Here is a 24,521-nt window from a genome sequence, read left to right on the forward strand (position 1 = left end):
GACCTGCTCCGCCGGGGGCTTCGTGCTTCAGGCCGCCTCCCCCCGCTGCTCGAACACCTCCCGCGCCACCGCCAGGCCGTTCAGCGCGGCCGGGAAGCCGGCGTAGACGGCCATCTGCATGATCGTCTCGATGATCTCCGTGCGGCTGGCGCCGACGTTCAGCGCGCCGTGCACGTGGACCTTCAGTTGCGGGGCGGCGTTGCCCAGGGCGGTCAGGGCCGCCACCACGGCGATCTCCCGGCTCTTCAGGTCAAGCCCCGGGCGGGAATAGATGTCGCCGAAGGGGAACTCCACCAGGTAGCGCGCAAAGTCCGGGGCGATGCCCGCCAGGCTCTCCACCACCCGCTCACCGGCCTCGCCGTCGATCTCCTTCAGTTTCGCCAGCCCACGCTGGTAGCGGCTCTCGTCATTCATCTGCGTTGCCCTTCTCGGTTGATGGCTCCAGCGCCAGGGCCTGCTCGCACGCGCGGTAATGCTCGATCTTCGCGTGCAGCGCATCGGCGGCCTGGCGCATCGCCTCGATCTCGGCCAGGACCTCCGCAAGGTGGCCCTCCAGCATCTGGCGACGCGCCGGCACCGTCGGGTCCCCGGCGCTCCTCAGCGCTGCGAACGCCTGCATCTTGCCGATGGGCATGCGGGTCGTGCGCAAGCGCAGCAGGAACTCGATCCAGGCCATGTCCGAAGCCGCATAGCGCCGCTGCCCACCCGGCGCCCGGCCCACCGGGGCGATGAGCCCGATGCGCTCGTAATAACGCAGGGTGTGAGCCGTGAGCCCGGTGCGCCGGGCGACTTCGTCGATGCTGAGATGAGGTTCCATGGGGCGATCCTAGAAGTTCGAGCGCGCTCTAAGTCAACCCTTTGCCGGTGCCACGTCGCCCAGGGCATCTCTAAAAACGTAGGCGAGGCAGTCAGCGCAAGGCGCAACGACCAAAGGGAGTAACAGCCGAAGGCTGGCCCGAAGGGCGCGCATCAGCGCGTCAAACAGGCGAGAAAGCGCAGTTTACGTACGGTAAATGAGCATTTTGATCGGACTCGCGCACGAGCCTGTTTTTAACGCCGCGATGACAACGCAGGTAGTTTTTAGAGGTGCCCTTCAACGCCGGCGAAAACGCAGGGGCAACCCCTGGCAATCCTCCCCGCAGCGCCCCTGGTGCCAACCCAGTTGGCCCGACACCAGCGTGGTGCGCACCGCGTGGCGGAAGGTGCGTCCCTGGAACGGCGTCCAGCCGCATTGCGCGTGGATCGGGTCCGCCTCCACCGCCCGGGGCTCGGCCAGGCGCTCCACCAGCACCAGGTCCGCCCAGTAGCCCTCGCGCAGGTAGCCGCGCCGCTCGATGGCGAAGCGCTCCGCCACCGCGTGGCTGGTCTTGTGCACCAGCAGCGTCAGCGGCAGCAGCCCGTCGGCCACCAGCTCCAGCAGCGCCGGCAGGCTGTGCTGCACCAGCGGCAACCCGGCCGGCGCCTGGGCGTAGGGCCGGGCCTTCTCCTCCCGGGTGTGGGGCGCGTGGTCGCTGCCGATCACGTCCAACCGCCCGTCCAGCAACGCCCGGCGCAGGGCATCGCGGTCGGAGGGCGCCTTGATCGCCGGGTTGCACTTGATCAGGTGGCCCAGGCGCGGGTAGTCGCGGTCATCGAACAGCAGGTGATGCACGCACACCTCGGCGGTGATGCGCTTGCCCGGCAGCGGCCCGGGGCTGAACAGCTCCAGCTCCCGCGCGGTGGTGATGTGCAGCACGTGCAGGTCGGTGCCGAAGCGACGGGCCAGCGCCACCGCCCGGCTGGAGGAGCGGTAGCAGGCCTCCGCATCGCGGATCAGCGGGTGCGCGTCGGGCGGGATGGCATCGCCGTAGCCCGCCGCCCATTGCGCCTCGCGTTCGCGGAAGCGCGGCGTGTCTTCGCAGTGGGCCAGCAGCAGCGTCGGGCAGTCGCGGAACAGCCGCTCCAGGGACGCCTCGTCGTCCACCAGCAGGTTGCCGGTGGAAGCGCCCATGAACACCTTCACCCCCGCCACCCGCTCCGGGTCGAGCCGGGCCACGGTGTCGAGGTTGTCCCGGCTCACGCCGAAGTGAAAGCCGTAGTTCACCGAGGAACAGGCCGCCGCGCGGCGCTCCTTCGCCGCCAGCGCCTCCAGGTCCAGGGTCGGCGGCTGGGTGTTGGGCATGTCCATCACGCTGGTCACACCCCCGGCCAGCGCCGCGCGGGATTCGCTGAGGAAGGTGCCCTTGTGGGGCGCGCCGGGGTCACGGAAGTGCACCTGGTCATCAATCATCCCCGGCAGCAGGTACTGGCCGTTGGCGTCGATCACCCGCACACCCGGGCGGGCGCTGATGCTGCGGTCGATGCGCTCGATACGACCGTTGTGCACCAGCAGGTCGGCTTCCCACTCGCAGCCTTCATTGACCAGGCGGGCATTGCGGATCAGCAGGTTGTGCATGGCTGGAACTCGTTTTGCAGGGCCTGGTAGCCGGGCCCCAGGTCGATGGGGACAAGGGCCACCTGCTCGGACGGGTGGGCCGGCACGCCAGGCTCGGGCGCTGCGCACGTCACCCGCAACCCCGCGCCGGAAAGCTGGTTGTAGAAGCACGAACGGCGCCCGGTGTGGCAGGCCGGGCCGGCCTGGTCCACCTGCAGCAGCAGCGCATCGCCGTCGCAATCCAGGTGGGCACTGACCAGGTGCTGCACATGCCCGGAGGTGTCGCCCTTGCGCCACAGGCAGCGGCGCGAGCGCGACCAGTAGCACGCCCGCCCCTCCTCCAGCGTGGCCCGCAGCGACTCGGGGTTCATCCACGCCAGCATCAGCACCTCGCCGCTGTCGTACTGCTGCGCCACCGCGGGGATCAGCCCATCGGCACTCCAGGGAATGGCCGCCATCACCGCCTCCAGATCCCGCCCGGTGCCGGCCGGGCTCCGCTCCAGTTGCAGCCAGACGCTCATGGCGCCAGCGCCTGCAGCAGCCGCTCGACGTTCTGCCGGTACATGCCGAGGTACGTGCTGGCCGGGCCCTCGGCCGCCAGCGCATCGGAATACAACGTGCCGCCCACCCGCGCGCCGGCCTCCTCGGCGATCTGCTTCACCAGCCGCGCATCGCGGATGTTCTCCACGAAGATGGCCCGCACGCCCTCCGCCCGCAGCTGGCGGATCAACCCCGCCACCTCGGCAGCGGAGGGCTCGGCCGCATCGCTCACGCCCTGGACCGCGAGGAACTGCAGGCGCCACTCCTGGGCGAAGTAACCGAAGGCATCGTGGCTGGTCAGCACCCGGCGCCGCTCCGGCGGCAACGCCATCAGGCGCGGGGCGATGCTCTGGCGCAGCGCCCCCAGCCGGCCCAGCCAGGAGTCCCGCCGTGCCTCGAAGGCCGCCGCGCGGGCCGGCACCAGCTGCACCAGCGCCTGGGTGATATTGCGCGCGTAGATCTCCGCATTACCCAGGCTCTGCCAGGCGTGGGGGTCCACCAGGCGCTGGTCGTCCTCCAGCACCGTCAGCGGTACCACGCCCTTGCTCGCGTCGACGCGCGCGCCGCGCGCCTCGCCGTTGGCCAGCAGGCGCTCCAGCCAGGGCTCGAAGCCCAGCCCGTTGGCGATCACCAGGTCAGCCTCCAGCACCGCCCGCACCTGGGCCGGAGCGGGCTCGAAGACGTGGGCATCGGCATCCGCCCCCACCAGGTTGGTGAGCTGGATGTCGTCCCCGCCGATCTCGCGGGTGATGTCCGCCAGGATGCTGAAGGTGGTCACCACCCTCGCCTTCTCCGCAGCGGACAGTGAAACGGGCAGGCACAGCAACAGCACAACGCACAGGCGCATGAACATGCGGGGGCTCCTCAACAGGGCACAGGAAGGGGCGCGCGTCGCAGCAAGCCGTGGACCGGCCCGACGAACACCGAAATCAGGTAGGCCAGCCCCGCCAGCAACACGATGCAGGGCCCGCTGGGCAGGTTGGCGTGGAACGACAGCAACAGCCCCAGCCACACGCAGCTCGCGCCGATGCCCGCCGCCGTCAGCAGCAGCACCGGCAGGCGCCGGCTCCAGAAGCGCGCGGCAGCGGCCGGCAACATCATCAGCCCCACCACCATCAGCGCACCGATGGCGTGGAAGCCGGTCACCAGGTTGAGCACCACCAGCGCCAGGAACAGCGCATAGGCCGGCGCCCCGAAGCGGCTCACCCCACGCAGGAACACCGGGTCGAAGCTGTCCCACAGCAGCGGGCGGTAGATCAGCGCCAACAGCGCCAGGCTCGTGCCGGCCACCGTCAACATGCTGCGCAGCGTCTCGCCGTCCACCGCCAGGGCCGAGCCGAACAGCAGGTGCAGCAGGTCGATCCGGCGCCCGGCCAGCCCCAGCAACAGCACCCCGCCCGCCAGGGAAATGGGGTAGATGGCCGCCAGGCTCGCATCCTCCCGCAGGCCGGTGCGGCGGGTGATCCACGCCGCCAGCCCGGCCATCCCCAGCCCCGCCACCAGGCCGCCGAAGGTCAGCGCCGGCAGGCTCAGGCCGAAGAACCAGAACGCCAGCGCCGCACCGGGCAACACCCCATGGGAAATGGCATCGCCGATCAGGCTCATGCGCCGCAGCATCAGAAACACCCCGAGCGGCCCCGCGCTGCACGCCAGCGCCACCCCGCCCAGCAGCGCCCGCTGCAAAAAGGCGAACTCCGCAAAGGGTTGCCAGAGCACCGCGAGCATCAGGCCACCTGCTGGCGGGTCGGCGCCGGCAGCAGCACGCGGCTGGTGCCATGACGGCAGCCGTCGGCGCGGATCAGCAGGCAGCGCGGCAGGCGCTCGCGCACCGCCTCCAGGTCATGGCAGACCACCAGCTGCGTGCGCCCCTCCCGCTGCCAACGGGCGATGCGCTGCCAGAGAATCGCCTGGCCCTCCACGTCCAGCGCCGCGTCGGGCTCGTCCAGCAACAGCAGCGGCGCGTCCATCAGCTCCAGCCGCGCCAGCAAGGCCCGCTGCAACTCCCCGCCGGAAAGCGCCAGCAGCGGCTGGTCGGCCAGCGCCTCCAGCTGCCAATCCGCCAGGGCCGCCTCGCAGCGCCTGCGCCGCTCCACCCGGCTCAAGCGGCTGCGCCACAACCCCGCCATCGCCAGCTCCCCCAGGCTTAGGGGGAACTGCCGGTCCAGTACCTGTTGCTGCTGCAAAAAGCCCACCGCCCCCAGGCCCGCCGCCCCGACGCTCACCCGCCCCGCCAAAGGGCGCTGCAAACCGGCGATCACCCGCAGCAGGCTGCTCTTGCCGCACCCGTTGCGCCCCACCACCGCCGTGAGGCTACCGGCCGGCAACGCCAGGGAAAGCGGCGGCGCCAACGGCCGCGCAGGCGGCCCCCATTGCAAGGCATCGAACTCAAGCATCGTCAGGTCCAGGGCGTGGGAGAAAGGGCTGTAGGAAAACGCAAATGTTATAAAGTAACAATTCACACTTCACAACCCATTTCCCCGCGCACGGCCCCTCCCCTTTTCCAACACGAACGCCAACCGGCACCCACCGCTAAGCGGTTGATCGCCCTTCGAAAAATTCTGAAAAGTGGGGTTGACAGAGGCAGGAAGCGAGAGAATAATGCGCGCCACGTTGGCTACGTAGCTCAGCTGGTTAGAGCATAGCATTCATAATGCTGGGGTCCGGGGTTCAAGTCCCTGCGTAGCCACCATACAAAACAAAGGGTTAGCTTCGGCTAACCCTTTGTGCTTTCTGGGGGGCTTTTTTTGCTCCTCCGCCTCAGAAAGCGTCGGAAGATGTCTATAAGACTCTTCCGACGTTAACCTTCAAAGCTGAATTTCCACAGCTTTCCTAAGCGCTCTCCAAGCACTACTAAAAGGACTAGCTTCTTAGCTCTTGCGCCAATAAGGCCCTAGCTGTTACGTATCATCCTGCCGCTGTTAAAAACATATTTTGCTCTTCTCCTGGATATTTAGGCGTCCACTCCTTATCCCCAGCACCAAGAGCATAATGATATTCAGTACTAGAGAAAACCACCTGAAAATTATAGTCCGCACCTATTTTTTTCAGACGATTAAAATATCTATCTAGATCCACATCATAAATTTCGTGCTGCTTGGGAGTATCCAAAATCAAGAACTTAAACGGAAGAAAACCACGTTTAACCATCAATTCAATTAGAGCAGCATGATAAGCAAGAACCGCTCTAAATCTTGTACTACCTTTTAGCTGCGAAACAGACTCCCTCCCTAAAATCGGAATAAAGTCATCTTTAAACGTTATATCTTTGCTAATATTTACCGTGTGAATGGTATCCAACCACTCCAAATACAACTCCCGCAACCCTGAGCGAACCTCAACGATAGAGACAGAATTCGAGGTCTCAACACTAAAAGACTGAAGATATTCTAGCGCCTTGTCGCGCTCATTGATTGCTTTTACATATACTTTTTCCAGCGCAGAAACCTTATCTAATTCATTTTTCTGCAACTGCAAATCAAATACTCTCTCCTTTAAGCTCGATATAGCTTCAACCACCGCAGAAACTTCGCTCGACTTAAATAATTTATTCCTCTCATCAATTATCGCCTCCATCTGCTGTTGAAGTAACAGTCGCCGCTCCGTTGCTTGAACGAGCCGTTGACTATCGACCTCTGCATTGCGCTCAAGGTCTTTTATCTGATCCCTCAAATACAGCAAATTCTTGCTATAAGATTCTGAGCTTGCCGAAAATAATTGACAGGCTGCCGACCCGCATATTTCACTGAATGACATAAATAAGCGTCGCGACTCCTCATTTAGAGTCAACGTATCAATTTCAGTGTTAATTTCATGACTTATTCTTGACACGCCAGAAATACGCTTATTCAGAGTATCGATCTCAGTTATAGCCTCTCTTATCTCTGCTCGAAGATGAGCAATTAACCGATCAAAAGCGCTAACAGAATCATCCCTCCCGGCACTAGTTGACTTCAGCAACTCAATCTCGTCAACAAGCGACTTGATTTGATCGTTCAGCTCCACTGCTGATAGCTTGATATATTCGGTAGTAGTCTTTGCAGAGTCATAAAGCCGTCTCTGAAGCTGAACCTCTCTGTCAAGAAAATCCAACCGTTCTTTTGCCCGAATTCTTTCCTTTTTGGCTTCAAACGAATTCTTCACTGGAAGCCGAAACAGAACTCGCAGCATTTCAGAAAACTGATCTTTGATAAACTTATCAGGAGGACAGTACAACGCGTTATAGCCATCATCTTGATCTAGATAGAACAGCGGCAACAGTGCCGCAAGATACGGTTGGGTAAGTTTGTTCCCGACGGACACAAGTTTAGGAATAGATAAACCTAGCAATTCGAATAAAAAATCCGAGTAATCCTTCTCATCATAAAACCGCTGAAGGGGAATTCCGTCCCCCGTAACCTCTATATCAACAGAACGATTGTAAACACGCTTAATTCGGAGAAATCCGCGAGCAGTACTCACCACCAACACAACATATCCGCAGTGATCATAAATATCTTGGCGAAACACACATGGGTAGCCTAGGCAGAAAGCAATAGACTGCATCAACGGCGTCTTACCACATCCATTTGGACCGTATAGTTGAGTAATCTTAGTGCCAAAACCTAATAACTCGGAACGCCATCCGGAAATTCCATTTCCAAAAACTTGCAAACTAACAAGATTCATTCCAACTCCAAATCAAGCTGACGTGCCACGCAAATATTGCGATATGCGCGCGCGGCGTGAACGAGGCCGAGCGATAGGTCATCATTCCTACTCAACGCGCGGTCAATAACTTTTTTTCCAAGCTCAGTTATTTTCAGGCGACTTTTTAGATTCTCAACAACCACAAGGTTAGCCAACTCCAAAAAACTAATTGCCTTTACAGTTCTAATTCTCAAATTAGCTGACCAGCCAATATTCTGAGAAGACCCTTTAAATCCAGGCATACTAGCTTCAATACTTTCACCGACTAACTGCCCAATCTCAGAGATCTTTGGCTTCCTACGATCCTTAGCCATAAGCAAAATAATAAGCGCGATTAGCGGCAACTGAAATAGAGCCTCATTGTTTAGAAATCTTGCAGTAGAGAATTCCGAGCCAACATTCAGAATAACATCGGAGTCTTGAACCGATGAAAAAAATTCTTCAAAATTCATGAGCCCTCCTTTACTAGCTCAGAAAAAAAAGCGCCAAATAGCAGATTCAAACTCAAATCATAGAGCAAGCCACTCTTTGACAAACTTTCCTCCAGCCCTTTAATTGGCTCACGAAGAGAGTGCAACGCAACTTTACCGTTACTATCCCTTACGCTAAGCAATGTAGAGCGCACAGCTGAAAAAATACACTCAAGGTCAGGATCCAGAATGATATGCCGATTCTTTCGCACCCACATATCCCACTCTGATTTGCAGCGTGAGCAGTACTCTATTTCGCTAGAGCTCGCCCCACTTTTCTGCAAAGCCCGCTGAATAATAGAGGCAGACTTTATTGCCTTAACATCCCCACCAGCAAGTATGCTTCTGTATGCCTCTTTGGATATACTCAAGATACCCAACAGATCATCTACAGATATACCTGCTCTTGACTCTATATTATCTGCAGTCCACTCATGAATTACTCCCTCAGATTTTGACTGAACCAACTCCATGAGGCGAAGTAATATTTCATCAAGCTCCGCTCGCTCTAGCTCTATTTCGCTGAACTTATAAATACGCTCCCTAGCTAACGGCTCGAAATTGTTATCCTTTTCCTTCAAATACTGAACATCAGTTTCAAACTTCAGCCTAGACAGCCTTTCTTTAACCTGATCTACAGACAAGTCGTGGCCGCCAAAACACTCGACAAATCTATCAACCAGAACTCTCGAAAACTTATTGGAAAACAACCCAGACTCTATATCATTGAGGACATCATCAATATTATCATCAGCATGAACATTAGTTTGGAACACAACAGAATGACAGTGCGCATCAAATACAACAGTATGAAGCAAGAGTTTTCCAATAAAGCTTTCTCTTATACTTGATGACTCATGCTCTTCGGCTTTTCTTGCCTTGGACTTAAGCCCCATGACCTCATTAATTGTCCAACTCTTATTAAGCTTAGCTTTAGTTTTTACTTGATAAAATGCATAAGAACAGCCATCAGCTGACTTCATTCGAAGAACAAAATCGTCATGTAAATCACAGTAAACTCGATCAATTTCGCCACCTTCTAAAATCGAAAGAGCAGCCATGGCAGCAGAGCGCGCCTGAGCTCTGTATCGACTAAAAGAATCTCGCCCGTTTTGCTCTCTTGCTGGCTTAGTTTCAAGTACCAAATCAATACTCCACAAGAAATTGGCCAAGATGAGTTAGCACCACCTAAGACCATGAACTATTTAGTAGCTTCTGCCACATTCCGGAATAAATATTTGAGCAAACTTTACTGAGAGCAAAGATAAAGCATATGAAGTGCTGCCCCCTATGACGAGGCCCCGGAAATCAGCGCCAGTCATATCAGGTCTATGTGGATAATCCGCCGGAACCTGGCTGTTGGCATGCCAATAGGACAAGTGCCTGGACACTAGGATGATTAACAGGCTTCCCTGCCAGAGCAGCAAGGTTACGCATATGAGGATATTTTTAAGGGAGGCGGTTTTGCGGCGACGTGCCATGCCATGCTCCAATCCGATTCCATTCGTGGCAAAACGCTATGACGGACACTAGCGCGGTCCCCCATTACCCGTAAATACCCTGGGGACATACCTTAGGCGTAGAGCCCTGACAGTGAGCCTGACCAAACCAAGGAGCGGTAACGATGAAAGCAGCATCCCTAGCCCTCACCTTCCTACTTGCGGCCCTCGCGCTGCCCTCCTCCGCTGATGAGTCGAAACCTCTGGCCACTCAAGCCGGAGAGGCCGTGCAGCCCTATGCCAAACAGATTGGCCAAGCCATTGACCGAACCGTGATGGAGTTCTTCGCCGGCTCCGATGGCCCAATGGGCGACGCGGCACGCAGCAATCTCAAGATGCAGGAGCAAGCCGAGCGCCAGGCTAATCGCGGCACGCGGAAGCCGATGAAGGAATGTATCAAACCCGGGAACGTGATTGATGATGACGTGAAGGAGTGTATGGAGGGGTTGAGAGAGCGGGATTGGTGACTCAGCAGATTGATACAACTGAGGGCTCTGTCTTCTGTTGCTGTGCAACACAGCCAGACGATCAGCAGTCGCCAGAGTTAGAGCCACACGGGCTAATCACTCAGCCTGATCGTTGCCCCGAGTGACTCCAGCGTGTGTATAAGCGCGCCCGCCGCTTCCACGCTGGTGACTTCGATCTGTTCGATCTCTCTCTTTCGTATGGCGCGAGCGAGGCGTTTCAATTCTGTGCCCCGCAGTGTGGAGCACAGGGATAACCGCTGAACAAAGGCCTCCAGATTCCAGCCATTCACTGAGGCCCAGGCCACGTCATCGGACCAGGACTCAATCTGCAGCACAGGCATGTTCCAAGTTCCTTCCTTGGGTGTGTTCTGGGCATCAGCCCGAAGCGAGGACAGCGTTGCACTCGCGATGAGCCAAATAGTGAAGCGCCGGGATCATAACGCTGACGGGGGTTGAATTCGCCACCCCGCTCTTCCCAACACCTCTTGATCTTTTATTCGGTTGATCGATTCACCTCGGCGCCAAAGGCTCCGTGCTGCGCGGCGAATCGCCTCCATCAATCTCTCCCAGCGTTGTAATCCTCAGCCGAAGCCCAAAGACCTTAATCAGACTTCCGACTTGGGTAACATCTTCTGAAGTGACGAGTCGGTAACTCCAGCTCTGTACCGCGTGAAAAGAAGCGTCGGTTCATCTCACTCCTCAACTGCTGGCCCCCTTCCCTGCCCGGCCACCCGTGCGGCTTCCGGGCGAAGGTTTCGCGCAGGTAGAGGCCGGCAGGTAACGCCAAGCCCCAGCGCCCTTGAACATCGACCCAGGGTGCGCGTGCCCTCAGCGTCATGACGGGCACCGCATGCAGTGATCCCGTGGACGACGGCACAAGCAGGCAAAGCAGGCGCAACTCTCTGCGCCCGCGAAGCTTCCGGACATTGCCTTTCATGAGTCCTCCATCACCCCCGGCCCTGTCGCTGCGCAAATGCATTCAGGCCCAATTGGTCGATTCGTCGCAGCGCCGCGGCTTCATAGGCACCCGTGTCATGCAGCGCATCCACGTAACCGGTGAAACGCATGAACTGTGCGAACGCACGATCCGGGTCCGCGTAGCGGATGATCCGCAGCAGAATCAGCAACTGGTGGATGGTGGTCTTATTCATTCGCGTAGTCCCCTGCGCTGAAGACCGTCTTGCCCTGTTCCAGGTCGCTGCGAATGCGATGGAGATTGATCACCCGACGACGCCCTATCTTCACGGTGGGGATCGTTCGAGTCTCGACCCAGCCGCGCACCACGTCCTCGGTGATCTCCTCGATGCCGCACATTTCAGCCAGCACCTGCTGCGTGCAAAACGGCGCACAGCGGAAATCGTTCATTCGCTCGGGCTTTGCGCCCTTGTTGAACCTCACTACTCCAGACTGTTCCATACAGACACCCTATAATCGGCCACTCTAAGCCATCGCGAGTAATAGATACTCAAAGCAATCTAGGGCACTGCTACTTTCGAGTAAAGGTTACTCAAGCCGAGAAAACTCAATGGATGCTGTAAGAAACAGAGCACTTCAACTGATTCGGGCTGTAGGACCGAAACACTTGAGCGAGCTTGGTGGGAAGAACTACGAGCGCTGGCGCAATATCAGCGGCGGCAAGATCAGGATCAGCACAGAAGAAGTGGGCATCCTGGCCGAGGCTTATCCACAGTTCGCGCTCTGGCTGGTCTCCGGGCGCACGGAGCCCGAGAACGGGCACATCAGCCCGAATGACGCATCCTCTGCTTGATCAAGGTGAGGTGCAGCCGGGCCAAGGACAAACCAGCCCCGAACACGACGGCCTGATCGCCCCACCCTCCCTGGGCTAGCTCACCTTTCCCGACTCGGTGCACAGCTCATGCGGCACCGAGCCGTTCCCCCTCCAGGCCGCCCGGCCTTACTTCCACTCTCCCCTTCTGCGCGCTGCCAACTGCTCATGCAGTGACCACGCGACGGCGTAGGGCTGCTCGCGCCGGTTGAGGGCGTCCCCCGCCTGTTGCCAGCGCGCTTCATTCAGCCCGCTGCGGGCGATTTGGTGGGCGAGTGCATCGATCTGCTTTTCGAGCGTGCTGCCGAGGCCGGCAGTGACGGTGAGGGGCAGGCCGAGCAGCGGCCGCCCGATGAAGGCGGGGTTGCGCTCCTCCGGCACGTCCAGAGCGGTGGCCTGGATGCCCAGCAGGACGATACGGCCCTCGGCATCCACCACCTCCAGAGCGTACGAACCGCCATCGCTCAGGGCCCAGCCGTCGGGGCGCTGGAGGGGGTAGGCCAGGCGGGGCACCTGGGTGAGGTACAGGTAGCCGGCGCCTGCGGCACTGGCGGCGAGGGCCAGGGTGAGTGAGGTGATCCATAACGCGCGTTTCATCGAGGCCTTCTTGCGGGTGGGCGAAGCCTACAGGGCGCGGGGCCTGGCTGGCCAAGGTGGCTCGTCGAGGCGCTGAAAGCGGAACTGGCCGGTCATCCCCCCGGCGGGAAAAAGTTGTACAAGCCTATTGCGCAAACTTATACGCAGCAGTAAAAAAGCTGTACAAATCAATTCAATGTACAGCTTTAGAGGACTCCACCATGCCGGCCTACCGCGCGCCGCTCCGCGACATGCGCTTTGTGTTCGATGAAGTACTCGATGCCTATACGCACCTGCAGGCGTTGCCGTCCCAAGGGGAATTCGGCACGGACCTGGGCAGCGCGATCCTCGAAGAGGCGGCGCGCCTGGCTGAGGGCGTGCTGGCCCCGCTGAACAGTTCGGGCGACAAGGAAGGCTGTCATTACGACCCGGCGACCCGCGCGGTGAAGACGCCCGCCGGGTTCCGCGAGGGCTACCGCCAGTTCGCCGAAGGTGGCTGGACGGCGCTGGCCTGCCCCACCGAGTTCGGCGGCCAGGGCCTGCCCCATGTGCTGAACATGATGGTGGAGGAGATGGTGTGCTCGGCGAACCTGTCGCTGGGCATGTACCCGGGCCTGACCCATGGCGCCATCAATGCCCTCTCCGCCCACGGCACCCGCGAGCAGCAGGAGGCCTACCTGCCGAAACTGATCAGCGGCGAGTGGACCGGCACCATGTGCCTGACCGAGCCGCAGTGCGGCACGGACCTGGGGTTGATCCGCACCCGCGCCGAACCCCAGGCGGACGGCAGCTACGCGCTGAGCGGCACGAAGATCTGGATCACCGGCGGCGAGCACGACCTGGTGGAGAACATCGTCCACCTGGTGCTGGCCCGCCTGCCCGATGCGCCGGCCGGGGTGAAGGGGATTTCGCTGTTCCTGGTGCCCAAGTTCCTCGCCGATGGCAGCCGCAACCCGGCGTTCTGCGGGGGGCTGGAGCACAAGATGGGCATCAAGGGCTCGGCCACCTGCGTGATGAATTTCGAGGGTGCCAAGGGCTGGCTGATCGGCGAGCCCCACAAGGGCCTGCGCTGCATGTTCACGATGATGAACTCGGCACGCCTGATGGTCGGCATGCAGGGCCTGGGCATTGCCGAGAACGCTTACCAGATCAGCCTGGGCTTCGCCCGCGAGCGCCTGCAGAGCCGCTCCCTGAGCGGGCCGAAGGCGCAGGACAAGCCGGCCGACCCGATCCTGGTGCACCCGGACGTGCGGCGCATGCTGCTGCGCCAGAAGGTGATGATCGAGGGCAGCCGCGCGCTGGCCTACTTCACCGGCCTGCATCAGGACATCGCCCACGACCACCCCGACGCCGAGGTGCGCCAGCAGGCGGACGACCTGGTGCAGCTGCTGACACCGGTGGTGAAGGCCTTCCTCACCGATGAGGGCTTCGCCTGCGCCAACGAGGGCCTGCAGGTGATGGGCGGCTCGGGTTTCACCGAGGACTGGGGCATCGAGCAGCTGGTGCGGGACTGCCGCATCACCCGTATCTACGAAGGCACCAACGGCATCCAGGCGCTGGACCTGGTGGGCCGCAAGCTGGCCCTGGGCGGCGGCCGTGCGGTGCGTGGCTTCTTCCAGTTGGTGGGTGAGTGGCTCAAGGCCAACCCCGAGGCGGCCCACGTGGCCAAGGTGGACAAGGCGCTGCGCCAGCTGCAGCAGGCGACTATGTGGCTGGCCACCGAAGGCATGAAGGACCCGGAACAGGCCGGCGCTGCGGCCACGCCCTACCTGCGGCTGTTCGCGCTGACCGCGCTGGCCTGGCTGTGGGCCCGCATGGCTCAGGTGGCCCAGGCCAAGCTGGATGCTGGCAGTGAGGAGAAGACCTTCTACGGCGCCAAGCTGAAGTCCGCCGACTTCTACATGACCCGAACCCTGACCGAGACCGACGGCCTGCTGGCCGAGGTGATGGCAGGCAAAGCATCCCTGATGGCGTTCAACGAGGACGAGTTCGCCGCATAGCCAACCCTCCCCTCCGTATGCGCACGCCGGCAATCCCTCCCTTTTTTGATTGCCGGTTTTTTTTGCCTGGAATTTGGTCGGCCCGCAGGGTAGCGCCAGGCGGGTTGGGCAGTCGTAGGGTGGGCTTCAGCCCACCAGCGGAGCCATGCCGGATGCCCATGGTGGGCAGGAAAAGCATCGCGAATGAATTCGCTCCCACGGGGTGCGTCATGGGGCCATGGGGTGGGCTTGTGCCGAATGCCTTTGGTGGATGGAAAGAGCGCCATCCACCCTACGCCCCGAAAGACGATGTGCCGGTTTGTCGGGGCGAGTTCATTCGCGATGGGGCGGGGGATGATCGGCCCCTGGCATGAGCACAAAGCAGCCTGTCATGCTTGCCCGAAGCGACAACCACCTGAAAGGAAGCATCTTGAAGAAAACTACGCTGGCACTCGCGCTCCTGGTAACCACCGCTCACGCGGACGACTTTGATATGAAGTCATACGTGGACAGCGCCTATAAGAAAGGCGACTCCGTCCTCTTCAAATGTGTCGAGGCCGATGGCTCATACGACTACATAGATCTCTATGGCGAAGACGAGATGCTGTGGACGAGGTACGTGGGGGGTGATCCGGTCACAAGGCAGTTCGTAAAGCCTAAAGTCTCGAAAGACAAGGTCGTGATTCCGCTCGAAAACGCTTATGAAGGCGCCTCCGAACGGGTGTTCACCTTCGTGGCCAAGGAAGGGAACAAGGTGACCTGGAACTACGGGAAGCAGTGCACGACTGAACTGCAGTGACCCCGCGCTCCCGGAGGGTTGAAGCAAGCCCTCCGGGAACCTTTGGCAACTCACTTTTTCAGTCTCGATAGCGCTAGAACCGTCCCAAACCCCACCCCCGCCACCATCACCGGCAACGCCGCATACCACAGCACCTCGATCGCCATCTCCAGGCTCGTGTAGGTGCTCCAGCTCGCTACCCGGTTATCGAAGACGCTGATGTCCACCAGGTACCACGCAAGCATCGCCAGCACGGTGGCCAAGGTCACTCTGAGCAGGCGGTAAGTGATGCGCTTGCCGAGCCAGCGGGCGAGCAGCAGGAACGGGATGAGCACCAGCGCATGCACCAGCAGCTCCTCGGCCAGCGAGTAGTGGCCCATGTCGGAAGGCAGGTTGCTGGCGAAGGGCGCGAGGGCCCAGAGGCCCTGGAGCAGAGTGCCGGCGATGAAGAGAAGGCTGGTCGCCAGTAGCCGGCCAGCGCTGCGCAGTCCGTTGCTCAAGAGGTGATCCGTCCTGTGGATAAGGTGCGCATTGTATGCCGCGGACGGACAAGATGCCGCCAAGGCGTTCGCGAGCAGAGCTCGCTCCTACGGTGAAGAGCCGCCCAAATGAAAACACCCCGAACCAGTCGGGGTGTTTGGGTGCATCAGCGCGGCGATCAGGAAGCGAGATCGCCCACCGCGTTGTCCGCTTCGACCTTGGCCTTGAGGTTGAACACCTTGTACAGCACGGTCAGCAGCACGAGGAATGCCGGGCCGATGTACAGGGCGATGCGGGTTTCCTCGAAGAAGGCCATCAGCACCACCACCAGCACCAGGAAGGCCAGGGCGAGGTAGGAGCTGAGCGGGAACAGCCACATCCTGAATTGCAGCTTGCCCTGCTCGGCCGCGCTGAGGCTGCGGCGGAACTTCATCTGCGCGAGCAGGATCATGGCCCAGGTCCAGATGGCGCCGAAGGTGGCGATGGAAGTGACCCAGACGAACACCTTCTCCGGTACCAGGTAGTTCAGCAGCACGCCCAGCAGCAGGGCGAAGATGGACAGCAGCAGCGCATTGCGCGGTACGCCGTTACCCGAGGTGCGGGCGAAGGGCTTGGGTGCCTGGCCGTGCTGGGCGAGGCTGTAGAGCATGCGGCCGGTGCTGAAGATGCCGCCGTTGCAGGAGCTCAGCGCCGCGGTGATGACCACGAAGTTGATGATGCCGGCGGCGGTCTTGATGCCGAGGCGCTCGAAGGTCATGACGAAGGGGCTGCCCTGGGTGCCGATCTCGTTCCACGGGTAGATGGACATGATCACGAACAGCGCGCCGACGTAGAACAGCAGGATGCGCCAGAACACCGAGTTGATGGCGTTGGGGATGGTCTTCTGCGGGTTGCGCGCTTCGCCGGCGGTGAGGCCGATCATCTCCACGCCGAGGTAGGCGAACATGACCATCTGCAGCGACATGAGCACGCCCTGGATGCCGTTGGGCATGAAGCCGCCGTGGCTCCACAGGTTGCTGATGCCGGTGGCGATGCCGCCATTGCCGATGCCGAAGACGATCATCCCGGCGCCGGCCACGACCATGGCGATGATGGTGACGATCTTGATCAGGGCGAACCAGAACTCGAACTCGCCGAAGGCGCGCACGGTGATCAGGTTGATGGTGCCCATGCTCGCCAGGGCCAGCAGGGCCCAGACCCAGCGGTCCACGTCGGGGAACCAGATCTGCATGTAGATGGCGACGGCGGTGATCTCGGCGACGCAGGTCACCAGCCAGAGGAACCAGTAGTTCCAGCCGGTGAGGAAGCCCGCCAGCGGGCCGAGGTAGTCCTGGGCATAGCGGCTGAAGGAGCCGGCCACGGGGTTGTGCACGGCCATCTCGCCGAGGGCGCGCATGATCACGAGGATGGCGAGGCCACCGATGATGTAGGAGAGCATGATGGCGGGACCGGCCATCTGGATCGCCTTGGCGGAGCCAAGGAACAGGCCGACGCCGATGCAGGCGCCGAGGGCCATGAGGCGGATGTGCCGCTCACCCAGGCCGCGTTGCAGTTCATGTTCGCTGCTGGACATGTGAACCTCTTATTTTTGTAAAAGGGCTGGCACCCGCCGAGGGATAACCCGGCAGGGCTGACTGTTGTTTCCGGTGACCGGGTCGCGGGACCGGAAAGCAGAAGTCGCCCGTTCGGCAGCAAAGACAAGGCAGGCTTTGTCGGCCGGATACGGACGGTTGGCTGTTGTATAGAGGGGGCACCGAGGGGGCAATGCGACAATCGGCTTCCGGGTTAAAACAGCTGAATCTGCCGCGCGAACTATACAGGGCGAGAAAAATAACTCCGATGCGACCTTCTGACAGGCGGAGTCGTTCTGGTACGGCGGTTCTTGGAGCGGAAGAAGTCGGCGCGGCGAGTTCCTGGCCGTTTCGCCAGGAACGGCCAGCGTGATGGGCAGGCCCAATCTGAATGATCAAGATTGCGGAAGCGACAGGACAAGGTGATCCTGCAAGCCCTCATTCAAGGATGAAGCGAATGACCCGCGCCATTGCCCTGCTAGCCGCTCTACTGAGCTGCTTTCCTGCCTGGTCCAGCAATGACCACCTTGATCCGATCGAGCGAGCAGATCGATCAGTGGCTCTTGAGCAAGCCAGGCGATATGTCTTTCGACAGGCGTTTGAGGAAGGCACGCTGTTCAATACCATCCTCAGTCCCGCCCTATCCCTGGAGTCCGTTGCCGGAGTCGCAAAGCACGGGGCTGTTACGGAGGCGTTCGTGCTGATCCCAAGTACGGACATACGTTTTTCCTTGAGGCTTCAACAATACGAAGCCGAGAAGGATGCATCCCGCCGCGCAATGCTGATCTCGACACCAAAACTCTATGAGCAGGTACGCGCAACCACACCCACTGATTATCGAGAGATCAAGATCTCACGCATCGCCCGTCCGTTGACGGAAGCGAGGGCCCAGGCGCTGAGCGAGGTCTGGAAGGAAGAACTGGCGGGAACTCGTCCCCGAAGCGATAGCGAACTGACTCTGGACGGCTACAGCATGTATTTCTTCATGCCGTCGCCCAGTGGCGAATGGCTCTCGGGCACGCTCTCGAATCCCGGCGAGGGATCCAGGATGGAAGCCTTGGGCCGGCTTGGCTGGGAGCTGCGGCAGTATGCAGAAGGCAAGATCAACGAGCAGGAGCTGAACCAGGGCATCACCGCATATCAAGAGCGCTACCTGAAGCCCTGAGTCGCAGGCTGGCGCTGAGCCCAGTGGAACCAGGGCCGAGCCGCAGCGCGCGCTCCCTGCACCAACCAGGGGTCCGGCGAAGGCGCTGCACCGCCCCGCCGGGTTCCCTCGTCCTACTTCAGCAGCATGCAGATGCAGGTCTGCAGTTGCGCGGGCGGGGTGGTGCGGGGGTCGTTCATGTACATCTCGAACATGGGGAAGTTCGCCGGCTCATGGCCGCTGGTTGGCAGCCATTGCGAAAACATCCAGCTGTAGGGCTTGTCCATCTCGTTGTACGGCCCGGTGTAGGTCAGCACGGCGCAGCGACCGGCGGGGATTTCGAAGCGCAGCAACTCGTCGCCCAGCACGGCATCGGGGGCCACCGGGACGCCGGCCATCGAGCGCAATTCATGGGCGGGTACCTGGGCGGGGTCGTCCAGGTAGACGCCATAGCCGATCGAATCGGGCAGGGCGATGCTGCGGGTGGCGGCGAGCATGAAGACGCGGGCGAACTGCGGGCCGATCTCCTGGTAGCTGCCGCGATGGGCCAGGGCGGCCAGCGTCACGGCGGGGCGGGTTTCGATCTTGATGGGGTACATGCCGAGCTCCTTGGGGTCGAAGGGACGGGAGCGGGCCGTGCGGTAGCGCCCTGGCGGGATGCCGAAGGCGGTGCCGAATGCCCGGTTGAACGCCGCGTCCGACTCATAGCCGGCACGCTGCGCCACATCACGCAAGGAAGCCTCGGGATTGCCCAGCGCCACTGCCGCGCGGTGCATGCGGATGCGTTGCACCGTGGCGTTCACCGTCTCCCCCATCAGGGCGCGGTACACCCGGTGGAAGTGGTACGGCGATAGGCAGGCCAGGTCCGCCAGCCGGTACAGGTCCGGGTCGGCGTCCGGGTTGCGGGCCAGCCAGTGCAGGACGGGTTCCAGGCGCTGGCCATAGTGGTTCAGGGTCTCGGGCTTCATGCGGTCTCCTCGGAACGCACTGTAGCGACGGCGGTTTTGCAGATTTTGCGCTTTTTATGGACCGGGGCTGAAGCCGCCTGTGCACGCTCAGCCTGGCCCCGCCGGCGTGCCTATTTGGCGCGTTGGCGCGTGCCCAGCAGCAGGCCGGTGAAGATCATGCCGCCGCCCACCCAGTGATAGCCCTGCAGGGCTTCGCCGAGGATGAGGAAGCCGAGGATCGCGGTGAACACGGGCATCAGGTAGTTGGTCAGCGAGGCCTTGGCCACGCCGAGCACGGCGATGCCGTGGTTCCACAGCAGGTAGGCGATCAGCGAGGCGAAGGTGCCTGTGTAGCCGATGGCGGCCAGGTTGCGCAGGCTCGGCTCGAAATGGGCGCCACTGGCCAGCTCCAGCAGATAGAAGGGCAGCAGCAGCGGCACGCCGCAGAGCGCCAGCGCACCGAGGAAGGCCAGCGGCGGAATGCCCTGGAACCAGGCCGCCCAGCGCCGTTGCAGCAAGGTGTAGAGCGCCCAGTCGAGCACCGCCAGCAGCATGATCAGGTCGCCCGGGTTGAAGCTCAGGCTGGCCAGCGGGGCCAGGCTGCCGCGACCGATCAGCACCAGCAGCCCGAGGATGGCCACGGCCATGCCCAGCCAGGCGCGACGCGTGGGCCATTCGCCCAGCAACAGGCCGGCGCCGATGAAGGTGGCCAGCGGCAGGCAGGTGTTGAGCAAGGTGAGGTTGATCGCCACCGTGGTGCGCGCGGCGCAGTAGAGCAGCACGCTGTAGGTGCTGATGCCCAGCGCCGCCACCAGCACCAGGCGCCAGCCGGCGCGGCGCACGGCGGCGCGGTGCTGCCAAAGCGGGCGGGCGACGAAGGGCAGGAGGACGGCCAGGGCCAGGCTCCAGCGCCAGAAGGTCAGGGCGATCGGCGGGATGTCGTCATGGAAGGCCCGCGCCACCAGGGCGTTGCCGGCCCAGCAGGCGCTGGCCAGCAGCAGCCCGGCCCAGGCCAGCGCCGGGGCCCGTGTGTCGCTCATGGCCTCAGGACTCGCCGAGGGGGCGCAGGCGGTATTGCGGGGGAAGTTGCTCGATGCCGCTGACGGTGACGTTGAGGTTCTTCCAGCGGCCGTCCTTGATGCCGTAGATGCAGCCGTGCACGGACAGCTCCTGCCCACGGTGCCAGGCGTTCTGGACGATGGTGGTGTGGCTGACGTTGGCCACCTGCTGCATGACGTTGAGCTCGCACATGCGGTCCACGCGCTCTTCCTCGCTGCTGAACTGCGCCAGGTGCTCGCGCTGGTCGTAGTAGAGGTCGCGGATGGTGCGCAGCCAGCCGTCGATCAGGCCGAACTGCACGTCCTGCATGGCCGCGCGCACGCCACCGCAGCCGTAGTGGCCGGTGACCAGGATGTGCTTCACCTTGAGGACGTCCACCGCGTACTGGACCACCGACAGGCAGTTGAGGTCGGTGTGCAGCACCACGTTGGCGACGTTGCGGTGGACGAAGAGGTCGCCCGGCAGCATGCCGACGATCTCGTTGGCCGGCACGCGGGCGTCGGAGCAGCCGATCCACAGGTATTCGGGCACCTGCTGCTTGGCCAGCTTCTCGAAGAACTGCGGGTCGCGCTCCTTGATGTTCTCGGCCCAGCGGGCGTTGTTGTCGAACAGCTGCTGCAGGTCGCTCATCGGTCCAGTCCTCATTCTTGTGGCCGGCGCACCTTACGGAGGGTGCAGGGCTTTGACAAGCGCCCGCCGCGTACCGTCACAGGGGGTCAGCCCAGCGCCGCAAGGCCCAGAGGCTGCTGGGCGCCCTTTTCCCCGGCGAACGCGCGGGGTACCAGAAATCGGAAAGTGGCCGTGGATGCCGGGCTTGGCGACGGATCGGGGCAATTCGGGGGAATCTTTCCGTGTGGTGGCCGTCCACTTTTCATAGCCACAGCGTGGAGGCCCCGCCATGAGCCAGCCAGACCCGACCCGCAACAACCCCGCGACGGACGAGGAGCACGACCCCAAGGCCCCGGAGAAATCACTGACGGAGGCGCCTTCCGGCGATGCCCTGGTGGAAGAGTTCCCGCCCCGCCAGCTGCGCGAGGCCGGCCTGACGCGAGGCGGCACGCCGCACCCACCGAAGGATTTCGACCTCTCGCCGGAGGAATTGCTGGAAGACGAGACCGACGAGCCGCTGGGCAAGCCCGCCCCCCGCGGCACGCTGTCGCGGGATTTCGACCTCAGCGTCACCGACGAGGATGACGAAGAGCCTCGCGAGCAAGAGCAGCCGCGCTACGCCGGGCGTGCCCGCTGAGCCTCAGTCCAGCAGGGTGCAGGCCATCACCAGGGCATCTTCACGCCCGGCGACCGCCGGGTAGTAGCCACGGCGCCGGCCGATCTCGTTGAAACCGTAGCGCTCGTAAAGCCGGTAGGCCGACTCGTTGCTGGCGCGCACTTCGAGGAAGCATTCGCCGGCCTTGAGTTCCCGCGCGCGCTGCATGAGGTGCTCCAGCAGGCGCAGGCCGAGGCCACGGCCCTGGTTCTCGGGCTTGACGGTGATATTGAGCAAGTGCGCTTCGTCGATGATCACATTGATCACCCCGTGGCCGACCTGCTGGGTGCCTTCGAACATGATCCAGCAATCGTAGGATTTCAGGCCATCGGCGAAGATGCCGCGCGTCCAGGGGTGGCTGAAGGCGGCGTATTCGATCTTGAGCACGGCATCGAGGTCCGCCTCGGTCATCCGGCGGAAGGAAACGGCATCGGTCATTCAGCGGTTTTCCAGCGTCGCGTCACCCGGCGCATGGCCTGCCAGAGCTCGGCCTTGCGTTGCGGTTCGTCCATCAGCAGCTCCAGCCCGGGCACGGCCCAGGCGGCGCCCAGGCCTTCGACCTGGAGTTCGCGCCCGTAGGCATCGGCGTCGGCTTCCCCGGCGAAACGGATCGCCGGCAACCCCACCAGCCACAGGCAGGAACAACCGGCGCCCTCTTCCATGCGCGCCGCGACGAAGCCCTGGAGGAAATCACGGGCGGCGTCGGGCCCCTGGTCCATGTTGCCGCGCACCAGCAACGGCCAGCGCACCGGCTCGCCGATGAGCTGCGGCGCATCCGGCAGGCCGGCGGCGCGCAACAGGTCCTTGAGCAGCAGGTAGGCCGGGTCGCGACTCTGGAAGCCTTCGCCAGTGGGCAACTCGACCAGCAGCAGGCAGCTGCCGGCACGCAGCAGCTGCAGGGAAAAACGCGGCGGCGCCACCGGAGCGGCTTTCACCGGCTCCGGGGTCGCCTCGGCGGTGGGCTCCGCCGCAGGCTCGGGAACGGCCACGCGTGGCGTGGCCCCCGGGCGCGGCACTTCGATCTTCGGCCGGCTGGGTGCCTGCACCAGGGCCTCGGCACCAGCCGGCGCGGCCTGGGCAGGGGCGCTGGTCGGGTTCGGCACCCGGGTCGGTTCGGGTTTCGGCGCGGCCTCGGGCTGCACCAGCAGCTCGGGGCGCGAAGGCGCGGCGAAGGGCAATACCGTGCGCGGCAGCCAGGTGGCGACCTGCATGGCATCGAGATAAGCGCGGCGACGGAGCTCTTGGATCAAACGTCAGCTACCTGTGGATGGGCTTTGCGTACGCCGGCCTGCATGAGGTTCAGCGCGTTGAGATAGGCCTTGGCGGAGGCGACAACTATATCGGTATCGGCACCGTTGCCGTTGACGATTCGTCCGGCTTTTTCCAGGCGCACCGTCACTTCGCCCTGGGAGTCGGTGCCCTGGGTGATGGCGTTGACCGAATACAGCTGCAGGTTGGCGGCCGAGGCGGCGAGCCTTTCGATGGCCTTGAAGGTGGCATCCACCGGGCCGGAACCCTGGGCGCTGGCCTCGCGCTCGGCGCCATCGATGCTCAGCACCAGCCTGGCATGGGGCACCTCGCCGGTGCGCGAGGTGACGTCGAGGTGGACCAGGCGGAAATGCTCGGGAGCCTCTTCGCCCAGGCTGTCGGAGACGATGGCCTGGAGGTCTTCGTCGAAGATCTCGTGCTTCTTGTCGGCCAGGGCCTTGAAGCGGGCGAAGGCCTCGTTCAGTTCGGTCTCGCCGGGCAGCTGGATGCCCAGCTCTTCCAGGCGGGTGCGGAAGGCGTTGCGGCCGGAGAGCTTGCCGAGGGAGAGCTTGTTGGTGTGCCAGCCTACCGACTGGGCGGACATGATTTCGTATGTTTCGCGGTGCTTGAGCACGCCGTCCTGGTGGATGCCGGACTCGTGGGCGAAGGCGTTGGCGCCGACGATGGCCTTGTTCGGCTGCACCGGGAAGCCGGTGATGCTGGAGACCAGGCGCGAGGTGGCGAGGATGTGCGGCGTGTCGATGGTGGTGTGCACGCCGAGGATGTCGGCGCGGGTCTTGATCGCCATGACGATCTCTTCCAGCGCGGCGTTGCCGGCACGCTCGCCGAGGCCATTGATGGTGCATTCCACCTGGCGGGCTCCGGCGGCGACGGCGGCCAGGGAGTTGGCGACGGCCAGGCCCAGGTCGTTGTGGCAGTGCACGGAGAACACGGCCTTGTCGGCGTTGGGGATGCGCGCCAGCAACTGGCGGATGGTCTCGGCGTACTGGTGCGGAATGGCGTAGCCGACGGTGTCGGGGATGTTGATGGTGCGGGCGCCGGCGTCGATGGCGGCTTCGATGATGCGGCAGAGGAAGTCGATCTCGGAGCGGCCGGCGTCCTCGCAGGAGAATTCCACGTCGGCGCAGAGGTTGCGGGCATGGCGCACGGCGCGCACGGCCTGCTCCACCACCTGGTCCGGCTGCATGCGCAGCTTGTACTGCATGTGGATGGGGCTGGTGGCTATGAAGGTGTGGATGCGTCCGGCGTTGGCGCCCTTGAGGGCTTCGGCGGCGCGCTCGATGTCGGCCTCGACGGCGCGGGCCAGGCTGCACACGGTGCTGTCCTTGATGCTGTCGGCGATGGCCTTGACCGCTTCGAAGTCGCCGGGGCTGGCGATGGCGAAGCCGGCTTCGATCACGTCCACCCGCAGGCGCTCGAGGGCCTTGGCGATGCGCAGTTTCTCTTCCCGGGTCATGGAGGCGCCGGGGCTCTGCTCGCCGTCACGCAGGGTGGTGTCGAAAATGATGACGCGATCGTTGTTGTTCATTGTGGTCACTCTCCTCTTGTCCCGCCGGGGGTGCGGCCGAGCGCTGGCTAATGACGCCGCGGCTC

At 62.3% G+C, this 24,521-nt stretch carries 27 protein-coding genes, 1 tRNA gene and 1 pseudogene; 7 read left to right on the top strand and 22 right to left on the bottom strand.

Going from position 1 to position 24,521, the window contains the following annotated elements:
• Positions 1-27 precede the first annotated feature (27 nt).
• The 7 genes and pseudogenes from WFQ67_RS14975 to WFQ67_RS15005 form a co-directional block, all read right to left on the bottom strand.
• Positions 28-414 carry a carboxymuconolactone decarboxylase family protein gene (locus WFQ67_RS14975; protein WP_043245635.1) on the bottom strand — a complete coding sequence of 129 codons (387 nt, stop codon included), beginning with the start codon at positions 412-414 and terminating at the stop codon, positions 28-30.
• Complete coding sequence (locus tag WFQ67_RS14980; protein ID WP_213626270.1) at positions 407-817, bottom strand: MerR family transcriptional regulator; 411 nt, start codon at positions 815-817, stop codon at positions 407-409. The genes WFQ67_RS14975 and WFQ67_RS14980 overlap by 8 nt, the downstream gene beginning before the upstream one ends.
• A 276-nt stretch (positions 818-1,093) precedes the next feature.
• Positions 1,094-2,434 carry a dihydroorotase gene (locus tag WFQ67_RS14985; RefSeq protein WP_337057338.1) on the bottom strand — a complete coding sequence of 447 codons (1,341 nt, stop codon included), beginning with the start codon at positions 2,432-2,434 and terminating at the stop codon, positions 1,094-1,096.
• Positions 2,435-2,526: 92 nt separating this feature from the next.
• Positions 2,527-2,934 (bottom strand): annotated as a pseudogene (hisI, locus tag WFQ67_RS14990) (phosphoribosyl-AMP cyclohydrolase); the annotation flags it as partial.
• Complete coding sequence (locus WFQ67_RS14995; RefSeq protein WP_337057370.1) at positions 2,931-3,800, bottom strand: metal ABC transporter solute-binding protein, Zn/Mn family; 870 nt, start codon at positions 3,798-3,800, stop codon at positions 2,931-2,933. The gene WFQ67_RS14995 and the pseudogene hisI, both read right to left, overlap by 4 nt.
• Before the next feature lie 17 nt (positions 3,801-3,817).
• Positions 3,818-4,678 carry a metal ABC transporter permease gene (locus tag WFQ67_RS15000; protein ID WP_182851007.1) on the bottom strand — a complete coding sequence of 287 codons (861 nt, stop codon included), beginning with the start codon at positions 4,676-4,678 and terminating at the stop codon, positions 3,818-3,820.
• Positions 4,678-5,346 carry a metal ABC transporter ATP-binding protein gene (locus tag WFQ67_RS15005; protein WP_337057339.1) on the bottom strand — a complete coding sequence of 223 codons (669 nt, stop codon included), beginning with the start codon at positions 5,344-5,346 and terminating at the stop codon, positions 4,678-4,680. The genes WFQ67_RS15000 and WFQ67_RS15005 overlap by 1 nt, the downstream gene beginning before the upstream one ends.
• A 219-nt stretch (positions 5,347-5,565) precedes the next feature.
• On the opposite strand from WFQ67_RS15005, the gene WFQ67_RS15010 reads away from it, so the two are divergent.
• Positions 5,566-5,642: transfer RNA gene (locus WFQ67_RS15010), tRNA-Met, on the top strand.
• 215 nt (positions 5,643-5,857) lie between these two features.
• On the opposite strand, the gene WFQ67_RS15015 is transcribed toward WFQ67_RS15010, so the two are convergent.
• Genes WFQ67_RS15015 through WFQ67_RS15025 form a run of 3 tightly spaced genes read right to left on the bottom strand, consistent with a single transcriptional unit; the run spans position 5,858 to position 9,281 of the window.
• Positions 5,858-7,618 (bottom strand): hypothetical protein, encoded by a 1,761-nt coding sequence (locus tag WFQ67_RS15015; RefSeq protein ID WP_337057340.1) that lies wholly within the window; start codon positions 7,616-7,618, stop codon positions 5,858-5,860.
• Positions 7,615-8,091: a hypothetical protein gene (locus WFQ67_RS15020; RefSeq protein WP_337057341.1), complete on the bottom strand. Its 477-nt coding sequence runs from the start codon at positions 8,089-8,091 to the stop codon at positions 7,615-7,617. Before WFQ67_RS15020 ends, WFQ67_RS15015 begins: the two co-directional genes overlap by 4 nt.
• The gene (locus WFQ67_RS15025) at positions 8,088-9,281 is read right to left on the bottom strand and encodes a dsDNA nuclease domain-containing protein (RefSeq protein WP_337057342.1); all 1,194 of its coding nucleotides are present in this window, start codon (positions 9,279-9,281) and stop codon (positions 8,088-8,090) included. The genes WFQ67_RS15020 and WFQ67_RS15025 overlap by 4 nt, the downstream gene beginning before the upstream one ends.
• A gap of 452 nt (positions 9,282-9,733) precedes the next feature.
• On the opposite strand from WFQ67_RS15025, the gene WFQ67_RS15030 reads away from it, so the two are divergent.
• Positions 9,734-10,075, top strand: a complete 342-nt coding sequence (locus WFQ67_RS15030) for a hypothetical protein (RefSeq protein WP_213626276.1) — start codon at positions 9,734-9,736, stop codon at positions 10,073-10,075.
• Positions 10,076-10,167: 92 nt separating this feature from the next.
• Here WFQ67_RS15030 and WFQ67_RS15035 read toward each other — a convergent pair whose 3' ends face one another.
• From WFQ67_RS15035 to WFQ67_RS15045, 3 genes are all read right to left on the bottom strand, one after another.
• A complete protein-coding gene (locus WFQ67_RS15035; protein ID WP_253124446.1) occupies positions 10,168-10,416 on the bottom strand; it encodes a hypothetical protein in 249 nt (82 codons plus the stop codon).
• Positions 10,417-11,022: 606 nt separating this feature from the next.
• Positions 11,023-11,226: a hypothetical protein gene (locus tag WFQ67_RS15040; protein WP_263151204.1), complete on the bottom strand. Its 204-nt coding sequence runs from the start codon at positions 11,224-11,226 to the stop codon at positions 11,023-11,025.
• Positions 11,219-11,491, bottom strand: coding sequence for a DNA-binding protein (locus tag WFQ67_RS15045; protein WP_337057343.1), 273 nt, complete (start codon positions 11,489-11,491; stop codon positions 11,219-11,221). Before WFQ67_RS15045 ends, WFQ67_RS15040 begins: the two co-directional genes overlap by 8 nt.
• Positions 11,492-11,657: 166 nt before the next feature.
• Here WFQ67_RS15045 and WFQ67_RS15050 point away from each other — a divergent pair, with 166 nt between their 5' ends.
• A complete protein-coding gene (locus WFQ67_RS15050) occupies positions 11,658-11,843 on the top strand; it encodes a DNA-binding protein (protein ID WP_271103998.1) in 186 nt (61 codons plus the stop codon).
• 147 nt (positions 11,844-11,990) lie between these two features.
• On the opposite strand, the gene WFQ67_RS15055 is transcribed toward WFQ67_RS15050, so the two are convergent.
• Positions 11,991-12,458 (bottom strand): hypothetical protein, encoded by a 468-nt coding sequence (locus WFQ67_RS15055; RefSeq protein ID WP_337057344.1) that lies wholly within the window; start codon positions 12,456-12,458, stop codon positions 11,991-11,993.
• A gap of 200 nt (positions 12,459-12,658) precedes the next feature.
• On the opposite strand from WFQ67_RS15055, the gene WFQ67_RS15060 reads away from it, so the two are divergent.
• Positions 12,659-14,437 carry an acyl-CoA dehydrogenase C-terminal domain-containing protein gene (locus tag WFQ67_RS15060; RefSeq protein WP_337057346.1) on the top strand — a complete coding sequence of 593 codons (1,779 nt, stop codon included), beginning with the start codon at positions 12,659-12,661 and terminating at the stop codon, positions 14,435-14,437.
• 370 nt (positions 14,438-14,807) lie between these two features.
• Entirely contained in the window at positions 14,808-15,215 is a 408-nt protein-coding gene (locus WFQ67_RS15065) for a hypothetical protein (RefSeq protein ID WP_213626283.1), read from the top strand.
• Positions 15,216-15,265: 50 nt separating this feature from the next.
• Here WFQ67_RS15065 and WFQ67_RS15070 read toward each other — a convergent pair whose 3' ends face one another.
• Both WFQ67_RS15070 and WFQ67_RS15075 read right to left on the bottom strand, forming a co-directional pair.
• On the bottom strand, positions 15,266-15,694 hold the full coding sequence (locus WFQ67_RS15070) for a hypothetical protein (RefSeq protein ID WP_337057347.1): 429 nt from the start codon (positions 15,692-15,694) through the stop codon (positions 15,266-15,268).
• A gap of 158 nt (positions 15,695-15,852) precedes the next feature.
• Positions 15,853-17,247, bottom strand: a complete 1,395-nt coding sequence (locus WFQ67_RS15075) for an amino acid permease (protein WP_337057348.1) — start codon at positions 17,245-17,247, stop codon at positions 15,853-15,855.
• 455 nt (positions 17,248-17,702) lie between these two features.
• Here WFQ67_RS15075 and WFQ67_RS15080 point away from each other — a divergent pair, with 455 nt between their 5' ends.
• Positions 17,703-18,410 carry a hypothetical protein gene (locus tag WFQ67_RS15080; RefSeq protein ID WP_337057350.1) on the top strand — a complete coding sequence of 236 codons (708 nt, stop codon included), beginning with the start codon at positions 17,703-17,705 and terminating at the stop codon, positions 18,408-18,410.
• 113 nt (positions 18,411-18,523) lie between these two features.
• Here the strand turns inward: WFQ67_RS15080 and WFQ67_RS15085 are convergent, their stop codons facing one another.
• From WFQ67_RS15085 to can, 3 genes are all read right to left on the bottom strand, one after another.
• Positions 18,524-19,357, bottom strand: a complete 834-nt coding sequence (locus WFQ67_RS15085; RefSeq protein ID WP_337057352.1) for an AraC family transcriptional regulator — start codon at positions 19,355-19,357, stop codon at positions 18,524-18,526.
• A gap of 110 nt (positions 19,358-19,467) precedes the next feature.
• Complete coding sequence (locus tag WFQ67_RS15090; RefSeq protein ID WP_213626287.1) at positions 19,468-20,376, bottom strand: DMT family transporter; 909 nt, start codon at positions 20,374-20,376, stop codon at positions 19,468-19,470.
• A 4-nt stretch (positions 20,377-20,380) separates the two neighbouring features.
• Positions 20,381-21,025 carry a carbonate dehydratase gene (gene can, locus WFQ67_RS15095; RefSeq protein WP_173172488.1) on the bottom strand — a complete coding sequence of 215 codons (645 nt, stop codon included), beginning with the start codon at positions 21,023-21,025 and terminating at the stop codon, positions 20,381-20,383.
• 268 nt (positions 21,026-21,293) lie between these two features.
• Here can and WFQ67_RS15100 point away from each other — a divergent pair, with 268 nt between their 5' ends.
• The gene (locus tag WFQ67_RS15100) at positions 21,294-21,641 is read left to right on the top strand and encodes a hypothetical protein (protein WP_337057353.1); all 348 of its coding nucleotides are present in this window, start codon (positions 21,294-21,296) and stop codon (positions 21,639-21,641) included.
• 3 nt (positions 21,642-21,644) lie between these two features.
• Here WFQ67_RS15100 and rimI read toward each other — a convergent pair whose 3' ends face one another.
• From rimI to WFQ67_RS15115, 3 genes are read right to left on the bottom strand one after another with little or no spacing between them, the layout of a single operon-like run.
• Positions 21,645-22,097 carry a ribosomal protein S18-alanine N-acetyltransferase gene (gene rimI / locus WFQ67_RS15105; RefSeq protein ID WP_111264230.1) on the bottom strand — a complete coding sequence of 151 codons (453 nt, stop codon included), beginning with the start codon at positions 22,095-22,097 and terminating at the stop codon, positions 21,645-21,647.
• Complete coding sequence (locus WFQ67_RS15110) at positions 22,094-22,909, bottom strand: energy transducer TonB (RefSeq protein ID WP_213626289.1); 816 nt, start codon at positions 22,907-22,909, stop codon at positions 22,094-22,096. Before WFQ67_RS15110 ends, rimI begins: the two co-directional genes overlap by 4 nt.
• The gene (locus WFQ67_RS15115; protein WP_337057354.1) at positions 22,906-24,456 is read right to left on the bottom strand and encodes a 2-isopropylmalate synthase; all 1,551 of its coding nucleotides are present in this window, start codon (positions 24,454-24,456) and stop codon (positions 22,906-22,908) included. Before WFQ67_RS15115 ends, WFQ67_RS15110 begins: the two co-directional genes overlap by 4 nt.
• Between the last annotated feature and the right edge of the window lie 65 nt (positions 24,457-24,521).

This window comes from Pseudomonas sp. USHLN015 (assembly GCF_037153275.1).
Taxonomy (GTDB): domain Bacteria; phylum Pseudomonadota; class Gammaproteobacteria; order Pseudomonadales; family Pseudomonadaceae; genus Metapseudomonas; species Metapseudomonas tohonis.

What these genes read in the sequence shown, in the direction of transcription:
- WFQ67_RS14980 (WP_213626270.1), bottom strand. Translation starts at nt 817, where the DNA reads ATGGAACCTCATCTCAGCATCGACGAAGTCGCCCGGCGCACCGGGCTC.
- WFQ67_RS15035 (WP_253124446.1), bottom strand. Translation starts at nt 10,416, where the DNA reads ATGCCTGTGCTGCAGATTGAGTCCTGGTCCGATGACGTGGCCTGGGCC.
- rimI (WP_111264230.1), bottom strand. Translation starts at nt 22,097, where the DNA reads ATGACCGATGCCGTTTCCTTCCGCCGGATGACCGAGGCGGACCTCGAT.
- WFQ67_RS15065 (WP_213626283.1), top strand. Translation starts at nt 14,808, where the DNA reads ATGCTTGCCCGAAGCGACAACCACCTGAAAGGAAGCATCTTGAAGAAA.
- WFQ67_RS15005 (WP_337057339.1), bottom strand. Translation starts at nt 5,346, where the DNA reads ATGCTTGAGTTCGATGCCTTGCAATGGGGGCCGCCTGCGCGGCCGTTG.
- WFQ67_RS15040 (WP_263151204.1), bottom strand. Translation starts at nt 11,226, where the DNA reads ATGAATAAGACCACCATCCACCAGTTGCTGATTCTGCTGCGGATCATC.
- can (WP_173172488.1), bottom strand. Translation starts at nt 21,025, where the DNA reads ATGAGCGACCTGCAGCAGCTGTTCGACAACAACGCCCGCTGGGCCGAG.
- WFQ67_RS15080 (WP_337057350.1), top strand. Translation starts at nt 17,703, where the DNA reads ATGACCCGCGCCATTGCCCTGCTAGCCGCTCTACTGAGCTGCTTTCCT.
- WFQ67_RS15090 (WP_213626287.1), bottom strand. Translation starts at nt 20,376, where the DNA reads ATGAGCGACACACGGGCCCCGGCGCTGGCCTGGGCCGGGCTGCTGCTG.
- WFQ67_RS15060 (WP_337057346.1), top strand. Translation starts at nt 12,659, where the DNA reads ATGCCGGCCTACCGCGCGCCGCTCCGCGACATGCGCTTTGTGTTCGAT.
- WFQ67_RS15100 (WP_337057353.1), top strand. Translation starts at nt 21,294, where the DNA reads ATGAGCCAGCCAGACCCGACCCGCAACAACCCCGCGACGGACGAGGAG.
- WFQ67_RS15055 (WP_337057344.1), bottom strand. Translation starts at nt 12,458, where the DNA reads ATGAAACGCGCGTTATGGATCACCTCACTCACCCTGGCCCTCGCCGCC.
- WFQ67_RS14985 (WP_337057338.1), bottom strand. Translation starts at nt 2,434, where the DNA reads ATGCACAACCTGCTGATCCGCAATGCCCGCCTGGTCAATGAAGGCTGC.
- WFQ67_RS14995 (WP_337057370.1), bottom strand. Translation starts at nt 3,800, where the DNA reads ATGCGCCTGTGCGTTGTGCTGTTGCTGTGCCTGCCCGTTTCACTGTCC.
- WFQ67_RS15115 (WP_337057354.1), bottom strand. Translation starts at nt 24,456, where the DNA reads ATGAACAACAACGATCGCGTCATCATTTTCGACACCACCCTGCGTGAC.
- WFQ67_RS15085 (WP_337057352.1), bottom strand. Translation starts at nt 19,357, where the DNA reads ATGAAGCCCGAGACCCTGAACCACTATGGCCAGCGCCTGGAACCCGTC.
- WFQ67_RS15000 (WP_182851007.1), bottom strand. Translation starts at nt 4,678, where the DNA reads ATGCTCGCGGTGCTCTGGCAACCCTTTGCGGAGTTCGCCTTTTTGCAG.
- WFQ67_RS15015 (WP_337057340.1), bottom strand. Translation starts at nt 7,618, where the DNA reads ATGAATCTTGTTAGTTTGCAAGTTTTTGGAAATGGAATTTCCGGATGG.
- WFQ67_RS15045 (WP_337057343.1), bottom strand. Translation starts at nt 11,491, where the DNA reads ATGGAACAGTCTGGAGTAGTGAGGTTCAACAAGGGCGCAAAGCCCGAG.
- WFQ67_RS15075 (WP_337057348.1), bottom strand. Translation starts at nt 17,247, where the DNA reads ATGTCCAGCAGCGAACATGAACTGCAACGCGGCCTGGGTGAGCGGCAC.
- WFQ67_RS15020 (WP_337057341.1), bottom strand. Translation starts at nt 8,091, where the DNA reads ATGAATTTTGAAGAATTTTTTTCATCGGTTCAAGACTCCGATGTTATT.
- WFQ67_RS14975 (WP_043245635.1), bottom strand. Translation starts at nt 414, where the DNA reads ATGAATGACGAGAGCCGCTACCAGCGTGGGCTGGCGAAACTGAAGGAG.
- WFQ67_RS15030 (WP_213626276.1), top strand. Translation starts at nt 9,734, where the DNA reads ATGAAAGCAGCATCCCTAGCCCTCACCTTCCTACTTGCGGCCCTCGCG.